Here is a 12,585-nt window from a genome sequence, read left to right as displayed (position 1 = left end):
GCTCATCGCTCGACCACCCGTCGCATCAGGGCACTGGCTTCTCGCAGCGTGGTGAGCTCGTCCTCGGTGTAGTCGACTTCGCGCAGCATCCCGGCCAGCAGCTCGTCCCGTCGGCGGATGGTCTCCACGACGATCGCGATGCCGGCGTCGGTGATGTCTACCTGCACGCGGCGGCGGTCGTCCTCGTCCTGCGCCCGCACGACGAAGCCCTGCTCCTCGAGGCTGTTCACGATGCTGGTCATCGAGGGAGCGGCCACCCTCTCGCGTTCGGCGAGCATCGAGATCGTGCGGCGGCCGTGCATCCGCAGATCGGCGAGGACAGCCAGCTGCGTGTCGCTCATCGAGTCGGCGGCACGGGCGCTCCGCAGGCGGCGGGCCAGCCGGAACGTGGCCATGCGGAGGTCGGTGGCGGTCAGCTGGAGGGATTCGTCAGAGGCAGACATTACTTAGTTAGTCTATCTAATCTTTTCGCGGTCCGGGGAGATCGAACGCGGCAGAATGGACAGGTGACCCAGACGCTTGCCCTCGAAATGGCCGTGCAGGACCCCGCCGGAGTGCGTATCGCCGCGGAAGTCGGTGCCACCCGCGTCGAGCTCGCGACGGCGCTCAGCCTCGGCGGACTCACCCCCTCGCCGGCGACCCTCGAGCTCGCCGTCGAGGCCGCAGGCCCCGGTGGTCCGGAGGTGCACGTGTTGATCCGGCCGCGCGGCGGTGGGTTCCACTTCACCGAGGACGAGCTCGCCGTCTCCGAGCGGGACGTGCGCCGGGCGATCGGCGCCGGAGCCGCCGGCGTCGTGATCGGTGCGCTCGACGCTGACGGCGCGCTCGACGTCGACGCGATGGCACGGCTGCGCGATGCCGCGGGCGGAGCATCCGTCACCCTCCACCGCGCGATCGACGTGACCGCCGACCCTGTCGCGACGCTGCTCGCCGCGCGCGCCCTCGGCCTCCGCCGGGTGCTCACCTCGGGCGGCGCCTCCGCCGCGATCGACGGCATCGACACCCTCCGTGCGCTCGTCGCCGCGGCCGAGGGGGAGATCGAGATCATGGCCGGCAGTGGCGTGGATGCTGCCACGGCGCCCGCGCTCGCCGCGATCGGCGTCGACGCCCTCCACTTCTCCGCGAAGCGCACGGTGCACGAGTCCGGCGGGGTGCGGATGGGATCGGCCTCGGACGGTCTCGGCGGCTACGAGGTGACCGACCTGGACATCGCACGCGAGATCTGCGCCGCCCTCGGCCGATAGGCGGATGATCGGCGCCGTCGATATACAGAACAGCGCCGTCGATATACAGAACAGCGCCGTCGATATACAGAACAGCGCCGTCGATATACAGAGTCGCTAGGCTCTCCCCGTGACGGATACCCGCGAGTTCATCGATGCCGACGGCATCGCCATCGTCTACGACGTGCATCCCGCCGCGTCGACGCCCCGCGGAGTCGTGCAGCTCCTGCACGGTGTCGGCGAACACGCGGGCCGGTACGGCGCCCTGATCGCCGCGCTCACCGGCGCCGGCTTCACCGTCTACGCCGACGATCATCGCGGACACGGTCGCACCGGCATCCGCCAGCACGACGGACCCGCCCGGCTCGGGCGCCTCGGCAAAGGCGGGCTCCGTGCGGCGGAGGACGCGATCTGGCACCTGACCGGCATCATCCGCGACGAGCATCCGGATCTCCCGCTCGTGCTCCTCGGGCACTCGTGGGGGTCGTTCCTCGCGCAGAAGCTCGTCAATCGTCACCCGGAAGCGTGGAACGCCGTCATCCTCTCCGGTTCGGCACTGTTGACGCCCGGGACGCTCAACGCAGCGCCGCTGAACGCACGGTGGGCGAAGGACGAGGGCGCCACCGGGCTCGAGTGGCTCAGCCGCGACCCGGCAGTGTGGGCGTCGTTCGGCGACGATCCGCTCACCACCGACGTCCCGCTGCTGAAGCTCTTCGGGCCGATCGAGGCGGCGAAGCTCTACGGGCGCCCGGCCAAGGACCTCGCCGCACAGGCGGGGCACGACATTCCGATTCTGCTGCTCGTGGGACGCGATGACCCGGTCGGCGGGCCGCGCAGCGTGCACAAGCTCGCCGACGAATACCGCACCCGCTCCGGCCTGACCGACGTCACGACGCTGGTCTATCCGGACGCGCGCCACGAGATCTTCAACGAGCTGCAGCAGGACGAGGTGCGCGCCGATCTGCTCGCCTGGCTCGACGCCCGCATCCCGTCGCGCGAACAGGGCTGACCGCTCCCGCATTCCGTTCGGAGTCGCGACGTTACGCAGAGTGAAGGTGCGTGACGTCATCTGCGCGCGCGACGGCGCCCGCGCTCTACATTCGGACCAGTATTCCGCGGGAACGCGAGAGGGCGGTCGGATGAGCTTCGTCAGCGAATGGCGCGATTGGCATGCGGCGCGGGAGCGGCTCGCGGGCTCGGAGTACGGCCCGTCTGCGCTCGAGTCCACGAACTGGCTCATCGAGATGCCCGCGGCCGTCGACGGCATCCCCGGTCTCTGGGCGCTCACCGGCGACGGCGGCATCCGGGGGAGCGAACTGGGTCAGTCGGGGGCGAGTGTGACGCTGCGGGGGGCCGAGACCGTACGGCTCGGGCGACGCGAGCTGCGCGTGTTCGATCGGCACGGGACGCTCGCTCTGCGTGTGTTGAATCCGGCGCGTCCGCAGCGGGAATGGTTCACGGCGATCGACGCCTATGCGCCCGACGAGCGCTGGCGGTTGCCGGCGCGGTTCGAGAAGACGCCCGATGAGCGGATCGTCATCACCGCGGTCGACGGAGAGGCGAGGGAGACGGATGTCGCCGGGCGGCTGCACTTCGAACTCTCGGGTACGCCGCAGACCCTGACCGTGACGCGGAGCGCGCAGGGGGCGCTGAGCGCCGTGTTCGCCGACGGGACGAACGGGCTCGAGACGTACCGATTCCGGTTCCTGCCGATCGAGGAACCCGCAGAAGACGGCTCCGCGGTCATCGACTTCAACCGGGCTTACCTGCCGCCGTGCGCCTTCTCGGATCAGTTCGTCTGCCCGCTCCCGCCCCTCGGCAATCGGTACTCGACGCCGATCCGGGCCGGAGAGCGCGTGGTGGTGCTCGGAGGCTGACCCGCCGCTGAGCCCCACCCGCCGCTGACGCCCTGCGCGCCTTAAGCTGGAACCGTGCACGGTGAATTCAAGGTTCCAGGAGGCAAGCTCGTCGTCGTCGACCTCGAGGTCGAGAACGACAGGATCGCGCGTTTCCGGCTCGCCGGCGACTTCTTCCTCGAGCCCGACACGGCGCTCGACGACATCAATGCCGCGGTGAACGGACTGCCGGTCGAATCGGATGCGACGGTCATCGCGACCGCGGTGCGCGAAGCCCTGCCGGACGGTGCGCAGCTGCTCGGATTCACTCCCGAGGCCGTCGGCACCGCAGTGCGCCGGGCCCTCGTGACCGCGCCGGGCTGGCGGGACTTCGACTGGGAGGTCGTGCACGACAAGGCCGTGTCCCCGCGGATGAATCTCGCGCTCGACGAGGTGCTCACGTCGCGCGTCGGTGAGGGCCGTCGTCGGCCGACGCTGCGCATCTGGGAGTGGGACGAGTCGGCCGTCGTGATCGGTTCGTTCCAGTCGTACCGCAACGAGGTCGATCCGGAAGGCGCGGCACGGCACGGGTTCGACGTCGTCCGCCGCATCTCGGGCGGCGGGGCGATGCTGATGGCCGCGGGGCAGATCATCACGTACTCGCTGTACGTGCCGGCATCCCTCGTCGCGGGCATGACGTTCGCCGACTCGTACGCGTTCCTCGACGACTGGGTGCTGCAGGCGCTGCGCTCCCTCGGCATCGACGCGGTCTACCAGCCGCTCAACGACATCGCGAGCCCGACCGGCAAGATCGGCGGCGCCGCGCAGAAGCGCCTCGCCAACGGCGGAGTGCTGCACCACGCCACGCTCTCGTACGACATCGACGGGCAGATGATGACCGAGGTGCTCCGCATCGGCCGCGAGAAGCTCAGCGACAAGGGCACGACGTCGGCGGCGAAGCGCGTCGACCCGTTGCGCAGCCAGACCGGGCTCACCCGCGCCGAGATCATCGAGCGCTTCACGGACACCTTCCGGTCGCTGACCGATGCCGAGATCGGCACGATCGCGCCCGACGAGTACGCCGACGCCGAAGCTCTGGTGGAGTCCAAGTTCTCCACCGAGGCGTGGCTGCACCGGGTGCCGTGACGGACCCTTCGCCGGGCGCAGGGACCCAGGCGTCGAAGGGCGCCGTCACGATCATCGAGGGCGACAACCTCGCCGTCGCCGCATCTCTGCCCGCGGCATCCTTCACGCTCGTCTACCTCGACCCGCCGTTCAACACGGGTCGCACGCAGGAGCGGCAGGTGGTGACCGCGCGGCGGGCGTTCACAATTCAGTCAGAATCCGCAGATCCGACGGCTGAGAGGCTCCAGGGGGCCGAGCCGGCTCCGATCTTGCTGAATACGGAACAGCTGGCCGTCGAGACCGAGATCCGGCATGGCTTCCACGGGCACGCCTACGAGCGGGTCCGCGGGATGCTGCGCACCTACGACGACCGCTTCGACGACTACGGCGCGTTCCTCATGCCGCGGCTCGAGGAGGCGTGGCGGCTGCTCGCCGACGACGGCACCCTGTACCTGCACCTCGACTACCGTGAGGCGCACTACGCCAAGGTCATGCTCGACGCCGTGTTCGGACGCGACTGCTTCCTCAACGAGCTGATCTGGGCGTACGACTACGGGGCGAAGTCGCGCCGCCGCTGGCCGACCAAGCACGACACGATCCTGGTGTACGTGAAGAACCCGCGGGAGTACGTCTTCAACTCCGACGAGGTCGACCGCGAGCCCTACATGGCGCCCGGCCTCGTCACGGCCGAGAAGGCTGCCCGCGGCAAGCTGCCCACCGACGTGTGGTGGCACACGATCGTGCCGACGACCGGGCGAGAGAAGACCGGGTATCCCACGCAGAAGCCGGAGGGGATCCTGCGCCGCATCGTCACGGCGTCGAGCCGGCCCGGTGACCGCGTGCTCGACCTCTTCGCCGGCAGCGGCACCACCGGCGCCGTCGCCTCGGCGCTCGGACGCGATGCTGTCCTGGTCGATGACAACCCCGAGGCGATCCGGGTCATGTCCGAGCGGATGCCGCACGCCGAGGTCGCGCGGCGCGCTGAGGAAGCGGGCGCCGGTTCGCCGCCGGCATCCGTCGGTTGATCGCACGAATGCAGGTCGAGATCGGCGGTCTCGACCTGCAACTGTCAAACGAACCTGCAGATGTATCAGGCGGGGACTTCAGGCGGGGACTTCAGGCGACGTAGACCTTGCGGAGTGTCTCGCTGACCGTCCAGACGGTGCGCATGCCCTCGGTCAGCCGCACGACGGATCCGGGCCCGACCTCGAGCGTCGGCAGGGCCGGGGACTCGAACTCGATCCGCGCGCGGCCGCTCAGCACCACGAAGACCTCGTCGGCCTCGACGTCGGATGCGGTGCCCGGAGTCATCTCCCACACCCCGATCTCCACGGCACCGAGCGTGGCGAGGACCGCGCTCGCCGCGGTCGGTGAGCCATCCCGCACCTCGGCACCCGGCAGTGCTTCGTGCGTGAGCGGCAGCGCGGCAGCATCCGTTCCCGTGCCGGGCGCCAGCAGGTCGTTGTCTGCCGAGCTCACGAGTCGAAGCCCATGCCGACGGCGTCGAGCGTCTTGAGGAACAGGTTGCGTTTGCCCTCATTGTGGTCGGCCTGGTTCATCGCGGCGCGCACCAGGTTGACGCCGATCGAGGCCGCGGGCTCGGGCGGGAAGGGGATCGGCTTCTCACGCACCATCCGCAGCTGGGTGCGCTCGGTCTCCTCACCGGACAGCTTGTCGAGCATGACGTCGGCCGCGAAGCGCGCGGCTCCCACGCCGAGGCCGGTGAACCCCGTGGCGTAGGCGACCCGTCCGCGACGGGCGGTGCCGAAGAACGCGCAGAACCGGCTCGACGAGTCGATCGCGCCGGCCCATCGGTGCGTGAACCTCAGGCCCTCCAACTGCGGGAACGTCGTGAAGAAGTGCGACGCGAGGCGGCGGTGGCTCTCCATGCGGTCTTCGTATTCCGGGCGCACCTTGCCGCCGTAGTGGTAGATCGCGTCGTAGCCGCCGAAGAGGATGCGGTTGTCTGAGGTGAGCCGGTAGTAGTGGAACTGGTTCGCGCTGTCCGCGAGGCCCTGGCGGTTCGACCAGCCGATCGACGTCAACTGCTCGGTCGAGAGCGGCTCTGTCATCAGCACGTAGTCGTAGACGGGCACGGTCATCAGGCGGTTGCGCTTGAGGAGCGAGGGGAAGACGTTCGTGCCGAGAGCGACAGCATCCGCCGTCACCCGTCCGCGGGCCGTCACCAGGGTGATCGGGCCGGAGCCGTCTCCCTCGACGCGCTTGACCAGGCTGTGTTCGAAGATCTCGACGCCCAGTTCGGATGCCACGCGTGCCAGCTCCAGGCCGAGTTTGGCCGGGTGCACCATCGCGCAGGCCTCGCGCTCCCAGGATCCGGCGAGGAAGGTGGGGGAGTGCACCTCGGCCTGCACGGCGTCCTGGTCGAGGAACCCGGGTTCGTCGCGGTACCACTCGACCTGGTGCGGCTCGACCGCAACGGCCAGCTGCCCCGTGCGCTCGAAGTCGGTCTTCATGTCGTAGTAGGCGATGGTCGACTCGATGCCGTCGAGGTTCTCCAGCCCGAGCTCCTCCAGGCGGTCGATCTCCTCGGGCCAGCGGGTCAGACCGTTCTCGTGCCCGTGCGTGAGGCTCGCTTCGCAGAACCCGCCGTTGCGACCGGATGCCGCCCACGCCACGCGCGACGCCTCCAGCAGCACGACCCGGCGCTCGGGGTCGCGCTCCTTCGCGCGCAGCGCGGTCCAGAGTCCGGTGTAGCCGCCGCCGACGATGACGAGGTCGGTGGTGGTGTGGCCGGTGAGTGTCGGATGCGACGGGCGCTCCACGTCGTCGAGCCAGAAGACGCCGAACGCCGTGTCGCGCAGGGAGCCGTCGACGGCGACGGGTGCGGGGAGGCGGCGTTCGAAGACGGTGGTTCCCATGGTGTTCTCCTGAGCGGGGTCCGCGCGTCAGCGCGTGCCCCAGTTGTAGAGGTCTTTGTAGAGGCCGGCGTACAGCAGGCTTTCGGTGTGCGCGACGCCGGGGATGGTGCGGATGCGGGTGGCGATGAGGTCGATGAGGTGCTCGTCGTCTTCGCAGACGGCCTCGACGAGGATGTCGAAGGTGCCGAGCGTGACGACGACGTAGGCCAGCTCCGTGATCTTGGTGAGCTCCTCCGCGATCTCGCGCGGGTCGCCGGAGACGCGGATGCCGATCATCGACATCCGGTGGAACCCGAGCTGCATCGGGTCGGTGACGGCGACGATCTGGATGATGCCCGCCTCGGTCATGCGCTGGACGCGCTGCCGAGCCGCCGCTTCGCTGAGCCCGACCTCCCGCCCGATCTCGGCGTACGGGCGGCGGCCGTCCTCCTGGAGTAGTTCGACGATGCGCTTCGAGATGTCGTCGAGGGCGGGCTGGGCGGACTTCGTGCTCATGGGACGATATTGTCAGGCGGCGCGCGCCCGTGCAACTGAATCCGTTGTTTCACCTATCCGGATCTTTTGATTTCGTGGTGATGCCGTTACGATGACGCCATGCCCACTGATCTCGGGAAGACTTCCGCGCCGCTGCAGAACTTCATCGGCGGGCGCTTCGTGCCCGCGCACGGGAAGGAGCGGATGCCGCTCATCGACCCCGCGACGGAGGAGACCTACGGCGAGATCCCGCTGTCGGATGCCGCTGACGTCGACGCGGCCTATGCCGCAGCATCCGCCGCTTTCCCGCTCTGGCGCGACACGACGCCGGCCGATCGGCAGCTCGCGCTCTTCCGCATCGCCGACGAGATGCAGGCGCGGGCCGAGGAGTTCGCCGACCTCGAGTCACAGGACACCGGCAAGCCGCGCGCGTCGCTCGTGGCCGACGAGATCTTGCAGTCGATCGACCAGCTGCGTTTCTTCGCCGGGGCGGCGCGCAGCCTCGAGGGGCGGGCGGCAGGGGAGTATCTCGCGGGGCACACGTCGTTCGTGCGGCGCGAGCCGGTCGGCGTGATCGGCCAGGTGACGCCGTGGAACTACCCGCTGAACATGGCGGTGTGGAAGATCGCGCCTGCCATCGCCGCGGGCAACACCGTCGTGCTGAAGCCCGCCGAATCGACACCGCTCACCACGCTGCTCCTCGCTGAGATCGTGGCGCTGCACACGCCGGCCGGCGTGCTCAACGTGGTGCTGGGCGCCCGCGACACGGGCGTCGCGCTGGTGGAGCATCCGACGCCGCAGATGGTGGCGATCACGGGTTCGGTGCGCGCGGGGATGGCGGTGGCGCGGTCTGCCGCGAACGACGTCAAGCGGGTGCACCTGGAGCTGGGTGGCAAGGCGCCGGCGATCGTGTTCTCGGATGCATCGATCGAGAAGGCTGCCGCGGGAATCGTGAACGCCGCGTTCTTCAACGCCGGACAGGACTGCACGGCGGCCACCCGCGTGCTCGTGCATGCGTCGATCCATGACGAGCTCGTCGCGGCGCTGGTCGCACGGACGCAGTCCGACGCTCGCACCGGAGGTCCCGCCGAAGGAGGCGTGCTGTACGGGCCGCTGAGCAGTGCCGCGCAACTGCAGCAGGTGACGGGGTTCGTCGAGCGGCTGCCGGCGCACGCGACCATCGAGACCGGCGGGCGGCGTCAGGGCGACCGCGGGTACTTCTTCGAGGCGACGATCGTCTCGGGGCTGCGCCAGGACGACGAGGCGGTGCAGGGCGAGATCTTCGGTCCGATGCTGACGGTGCAGGCGTTCTCCGATGAGGCGGAGGCGCTCGCGCTGGCGAACGACGTGCCGTACGCGCTGGCGTCATCGGTGTGGACGACCGACCACGCACGGGCGATGCGGTTCGCGCGCGACCTCGACTTCGGATGCGTGTGGATCAACACGCACATCCCGTTCGTGTCGGACATGCCGCACGGGGGATTCAAGCACTCCGGCTACGGCAAGGACCTCTCGCAGTACGGGTTCGACGACTACACGCGCATCAAGCACGTGATGTCGGCGCTCGACTGAACGGATCTCCTCAGCGTGCGAGTGTCTTCACGCGACGGTGCTCCTGCAGCGTGAGTCCGGGGCGCTCCTCGACCTTGGTCGCGCCATCGAGCTCCCAGCCCTGGCGCGCGTAGAACCCGTCGGCGCGGTCGTTGCCGTCGAGGACCCAGAGGTAGGCGCGGGTGTGGCCGGCCTCGGCGAGCCGTTCCTCCACCGCGGTGAGGAGGGCGTGGCCGACGCCCGTCGACCACGCGTCGGGGTCGGCGTAGATGCCGTACACCTCTCCGTCGGCCGCGCCGTCGTCGTCGCGTCCTGATCCGAAAGACGTCCAGCCGAGGATCGTGCCGTCGCGCACCGCGACGTGGATGCCGAGGCTGGTGGGCAGCGGTTCGGCGATGAAGCGGCGCCAGTTCGCTGCGCGATCCGGGATCGAGAGGGAGTCGAGCGTGTGCTGGTCGATGAGGCCGCGGTAGGCCGCCTGCCACGACCGCACGTGGATCGAGGCGACCGCGTCGGCGTCGTCGACTCGGCCATCACGGACTTCGAGAGGGGCTCGCATCGAGCCAGCCTAGTGAGGGCGCGGGAGTGTGTGCGAGTCGGGATTGTTCTCGTTCTGTGCAGGGAGAGTGGTGCTTTCGGGAGTATCGGAATATTGCGTTGAACTGGCAATTTTTCGGTCTGAATGTCGGTGGTCCCGGGTTGAATCGGAGGCATGAACAGCACGTCAGACATCTTCGATCAGGTCGTTCCCGACCTGCGTGAGGTGTTGCGTGCCGACTCGATCCGGTTGTCGACAGATGCCGAGAAGATGGACCTTCTGCGGGTTGCGGGTGAGATGCAACGGCTGGTCGATGCTCTCGTCGTGGAGACGGTGGCGTCGGCGCATCCGGAGTTCGCTCGCGCGTTCGGATGTGTGTCGATGAACGAGCTGGTGCAGCGGGTGCTGCGCACCGATGCGGCGGGGGCCGGGCGCGTGGTGCGGGCGGCGAAGGTCGTGCACCGGGAGACGGAATTGACCACGGGGGCGCCGTTGCCCGCGTGGTGGCCGCAGATGCGGGAGGCGCTGCTCGACGGGGTGGTCGGGGTGGCAGGGCTCCTGGCGGCGACGGGGCCGGTGGATCAGGCCGGGCGGCGGGTGAGTCCGGAAGATCGGTTGCGGGCGGATGCGGCGCTCGCGGCGTTTGCGCGCGGGGTTGCGGAGGACGTGGATCCTGGGGTGGATGCGGATGCGGATGCGGATGCCGATGCGGATCCTGGGTCGGAGGCTGCGCCTCCGGCGACGCCGGAGGATCTGCGATTCCGGGCGCAGCTGATCGTGGCATACCTCGACCCGGATGGCGCGAAGCCCGCGGAGGATGTCGCCATGCGCACGCGCGGAGTGACCCTCGGACGGGAGAAAGACGGGGTGATCCCGATCCGGGGTCATCTGCTTCCGGAGGTGGCTGGGCAGCTGAAGAGTGGCTGGGACGCCTATCTGAACCCGAAGGTGGACGGCCCGCCGATGCCGGGAGTGGCGTTCCGTCCCTCAGAGGGCTGTGGGCCCGCAGAGAAGGACCGCGAATCGACGGGCCAGGAGCCGGGGGATGACTCGACCCTGCCTGCTGGTGACTCGAGCGGGTTGATCGACACCCGCACGCGGGCGCAGAAGCAGCACGACGCGCTCGCCGCGATGCTCGGCATCGCCGCCCGGCACGACGAGATGCCCAGGTTAGGCGGGGCTGCCCCCACCCTGCTCGTGACAGTTACCGCCGAGGACTACGCGACCGGGCGCGGGTGGGCGCACGTCCAAGGCGTCGACACCCCGGTCTCGGTCGGCGTCGCGCAGCACACGGCGTGCGGCGGCAGCGTGCAGCGGGTGCTGTTCGACCCGGAGGGCCGCATCATCGGCATCGGGAGCACCGACCGGATCTTCACCGTCCACCAACGCCGCGCCATCACGCAGCGCGACAGGGAGTGTCTGATCCCCGGCTGTCATGTTCCCGCGTCGTGGTGCGAGATCCATCACGTGACCGAGCACGCGAGAGGCGGGCCGACACACACCGACAACGGTGTGACGCTGTGCTGGCATCACCACCGCACCCTCGACGATTCGGGGTGGGAGATCCGCATGCAGAACGGTATCCCAGAGGTTCGTGGTCCCGGCTGGTGGGATCCCCACCGACGCTGGCGCACACCGCCGCACCTCCTCGCCGGCATCCGCCGCCGTGCGGGATGAGTTGCGCCGTGCGGAATGAGTTGCGCCGTGCGGGATGGAAGCCCCACCAGGATGTCGCACGCTCCTGTCCCATCGACGGGTGCAACCCGATGTGGCATAGTGGGCGGGAGTCGACCCAGGGATGACATGTCGAGACCACTCGCGGGACCCCAGAGCCTGCTCCGCACACTCAACGGCCGCGCGATCCTCGAAGCTCTCGCGCGCAGCGGCCCCCAGACCCGCGCGGAGCTCATGGCGACCACGGGACTCTCCCGCACCGCTGTGACGCAAGTGCTCCGGATGCTCGACAGCGCAGGCGCCGTCGCGGCGGCGGGAGTCGACCGCGACACCCGCGGTCCCGCCGCCGGCCGGGTCGGGCTGCACCCGCGCCTCGGGTTCGCGGCCGCCGTGCACGTCGATCATCATGCGGCCCACGTCGTCCTCGTCGATGCCACCGGAGCCGTGCGGGCCGAACAGCACGCGGCCTTCCCCGGCAACGGCGACCGCGTCGCGCACATCGCCGCCCTGATCGACGGATGCCGGCGCGCCCTCCACGGTCCCCTGCACCTCGCGGTCGTCGGAGTCCCTGGCATCGTCACCGCCGACGGCGGCATCCGGGACGACCTGGGCCCCGACGGCGGCGCCTTCCGCGCGGCTCTCGCCGACACCCTCGGCTGCGCCGTCCGCGTCGAGAACGACGTCAACCTCGCCGCGCTCGCCGAACTCACCTCCGGAGCGGGCGGCAAGCTCGCCAGCTTCGCCCTCCTCCACCTCGACGACGGACTTGGGGCGGGCATCGTGCTCGACGGCATCCTCCACCGCGGGTTCTCCGGCGTCGCCGGCGAGGTCGCCTACCTTCCGCAGACACCCATCCCCATCGGCGCACCGATCGTGAACGACGCGGTCGTCGGAGACCTGGCGCTCGGACTCGGGCTCGACGTCGACGCCTCGCTCGTCGATCACCTCGCTGCGGCCGACCGCGGTGACGAGACGGCGCTGCAGCTCATCGCCGAGATCGGCCGGCGCATCGTGCTCATCGCGGGCAGCGTCGGGCTGGTGCTCGATCCCGAAGCCTTCATCCTGGGCGGGGACGCCGTCCACCCGCTGCTCGTCGACGCCATCGAACACGTCGCGGCCGAGTATGCCGCCCAGCTCCCGCTCCGCTTCCTCGTGTCCTCGTTCGGGCCGGAGGCACCCCTCGTCGGCGCAGTGGGAGAGGCGGCATCCGCTCTTCGTGCATCTCTGTTCACCGGCATCCTGACTCCGCCGGCGAAGAGCAGTCGTTGAACCTCCGACAGGACCCA

General features: G+C 69.6%; 13 protein-coding genes. 8 read left to right on the top strand and 5 right to left on the bottom strand.

The genetic code is table 11. The features are described from left to right. Positions 1 to 2 precede the first annotated feature (2 nt). Positions 3 to 443, bottom strand: coding sequence for a MarR family winged helix-turn-helix transcriptional regulator (locus V5D55_RS03215; RefSeq protein ID WP_435747600.1), 441 nt, complete (start codon positions 441 to 443; stop codon positions 3 to 5). Positions 444 to 506: 63 nt separating this feature from the next. Here V5D55_RS03215 and V5D55_RS03210 point away from each other — a divergent pair, with 63 nt between their 5' ends. The 5 genes from V5D55_RS03210 to V5D55_RS03190 all read left to right on the top strand — a co-directional run bounded on the left by V5D55_RS03210 (position 507) and on the right by V5D55_RS03190 (position 5,208). Beyond that, positions 507 to 1,244, top strand: coding sequence for a copper homeostasis protein CutC (locus V5D55_RS03210; RefSeq protein WP_435747598.1), 738 nt, complete (start codon positions 507 to 509; stop codon positions 1,242 to 1,244). Positions 1,245 to 1,353: 109 nt separating this feature from the next. Further along, positions 1,354 to 2,232, top strand: coding sequence for an alpha/beta fold hydrolase (locus V5D55_RS03205; protein ID WP_435747596.1), 879 nt, complete (start codon positions 1,354 to 1,356; stop codon positions 2,230 to 2,232). Positions 2,233 to 2,362: 130 nt separating this feature from the next. After that, on the top strand, positions 2,363 to 3,100 hold the full coding sequence (locus V5D55_RS03200) for a DUF1684 domain-containing protein (protein ID WP_435747594.1): 738 nt from the start codon (positions 2,363 to 2,365) through the stop codon (positions 3,098 to 3,100). A gap of 54 nt (positions 3,101 to 3,154) precedes the next feature. Continuing rightward, positions 3,155 to 4,204: a lipoate--protein ligase family protein gene (locus V5D55_RS03195; RefSeq protein ID WP_435747592.1), complete on the top strand. Its 1,050-nt coding sequence runs from the start codon at positions 3,155 to 3,157 to the stop codon at positions 4,202 to 4,204. After that, positions 4,183 to 5,208 (top strand): DNA-methyltransferase, encoded by a 1,026-nt coding sequence (locus V5D55_RS03190; RefSeq protein WP_435747590.1) that lies wholly within the window; start codon positions 4,183 to 4,185, stop codon positions 5,206 to 5,208. The genes V5D55_RS03195 and V5D55_RS03190 overlap by 22 nt, the downstream gene beginning before the upstream one ends. A 91-nt stretch (positions 5,209 to 5,299) precedes the next feature. On the opposite strand, the gene V5D55_RS03185 is transcribed toward V5D55_RS03190, so the two are convergent. The 3 genes from V5D55_RS03185 to V5D55_RS03175 are packed head-to-tail and all read right to left on the bottom strand — an operon-like array spanning position 5,300 to position 7,557. Then, on the bottom strand, positions 5,300 to 5,662 hold the full coding sequence (locus V5D55_RS03185; protein ID WP_435747588.1) for a cupin domain-containing protein: 363 nt from the start codon (positions 5,660 to 5,662) through the stop codon (positions 5,300 to 5,302). Then, positions 5,659 to 7,062 (bottom strand): NAD(P)/FAD-dependent oxidoreductase, encoded by a 1,404-nt coding sequence (locus V5D55_RS03180; RefSeq protein WP_435747586.1) that lies wholly within the window; start codon positions 7,060 to 7,062, stop codon positions 5,659 to 5,661. Before V5D55_RS03180 ends, V5D55_RS03185 begins: the two co-directional genes overlap by 4 nt. Before the next feature lie 27 nt (positions 7,063 to 7,089). Continuing rightward, on the bottom strand, positions 7,090 to 7,557 hold the full coding sequence (locus V5D55_RS03175; protein ID WP_435747584.1) for an Lrp/AsnC family transcriptional regulator: 468 nt from the start codon (positions 7,555 to 7,557) through the stop codon (positions 7,090 to 7,092). Between the two features lie 99 nt (positions 7,558 to 7,656). On the opposite strand from V5D55_RS03175, the gene V5D55_RS03170 reads away from it, so the two are divergent. Next, the gene (locus V5D55_RS03170) at positions 7,657 to 9,108 is read left to right on the top strand and encodes an aminobutyraldehyde dehydrogenase (protein ID WP_435747582.1); all 1,452 of its coding nucleotides are present in this window, start codon (positions 7,657 to 7,659) and stop codon (positions 9,106 to 9,108) included. 10 nt (positions 9,109 to 9,118) lie between these two features. On the opposite strand, the gene V5D55_RS03165 is transcribed toward V5D55_RS03170, so the two are convergent. Next, positions 9,119 to 9,646 (bottom strand): N-acetyltransferase family protein, encoded by a 528-nt coding sequence (locus V5D55_RS03165; RefSeq protein WP_435747580.1) that lies wholly within the window; start codon positions 9,644 to 9,646, stop codon positions 9,119 to 9,121. A 153-nt stretch (positions 9,647 to 9,799) separates the two neighbouring features. Here V5D55_RS03165 and V5D55_RS03160 point away from each other — a divergent pair, with 153 nt between their 5' ends. Together V5D55_RS03160 and V5D55_RS03155 are read left to right on the top strand one after the other, a co-directional pair. Further along, on the top strand, positions 9,800 to 11,302 hold the full coding sequence (locus V5D55_RS03160; protein WP_435747578.1) for a DUF222 domain-containing protein: 1,503 nt from the start codon (positions 9,800 to 9,802) through the stop codon (positions 11,300 to 11,302). 126 nt (positions 11,303 to 11,428) lie between these two features. Continuing rightward, positions 11,429 to 12,568, top strand: a complete 1,140-nt coding sequence (locus V5D55_RS03155) for an ROK family protein (RefSeq protein WP_435747576.1) — start codon at positions 11,429 to 11,431, stop codon at positions 12,566 to 12,568. Positions 12,569 to 12,585 lie beyond the last annotated feature (17 nt).

This window comes from Microbacterium sp. PMB16 (genome assembly GCF_051294855.1).
Lineage (GTDB): Bacteria > Actinomycetota > Actinomycetes > Actinomycetales > Microbacteriaceae > Microbacterium.
This window is presented reverse-complemented; position numbering and strand designations above follow the sequence as displayed.

Coding starts and splice junctions, on each gene's coding strand:
- V5D55_RS03215 (WP_435747600.1), bottom strand. CDS start 443: ATGTCTGCCTCTGACGAATCCCTCCAGCTGACCGCCACCGACCTCCGC.
- V5D55_RS03200 (WP_435747594.1), top strand. CDS start 2,363: ATGAGCTTCGTCAGCGAATGGCGCGATTGGCATGCGGCGCGGGAGCGG.
- V5D55_RS03180 (WP_435747586.1), bottom strand. CDS start 7,062: ATGGGAACCACCGTCTTCGAACGCCGCCTCCCCGCACCCGTCGCCGTC.
- V5D55_RS03175 (WP_435747584.1), bottom strand. CDS start 7,557: ATGAGCACGAAGTCCGCCCAGCCCGCCCTCGACGACATCTCGAAGCGC.
- V5D55_RS03170 (WP_435747582.1), top strand. CDS start 7,657: ATGCCCACTGATCTCGGGAAGACTTCCGCGCCGCTGCAGAACTTCATC.
- V5D55_RS03165 (WP_435747580.1), bottom strand. CDS start 9,646: ATGCGAGCCCCTCTCGAAGTCCGTGATGGCCGAGTCGACGACGCCGAC.
- V5D55_RS03160 (WP_435747578.1), top strand. CDS start 9,800: ATGAACAGCACGTCAGACATCTTCGATCAGGTCGTTCCCGACCTGCGT.
- V5D55_RS03155 (WP_435747576.1), top strand. CDS start 11,429: ATGTCGAGACCACTCGCGGGACCCCAGAGCCTGCTCCGCACACTCAAC.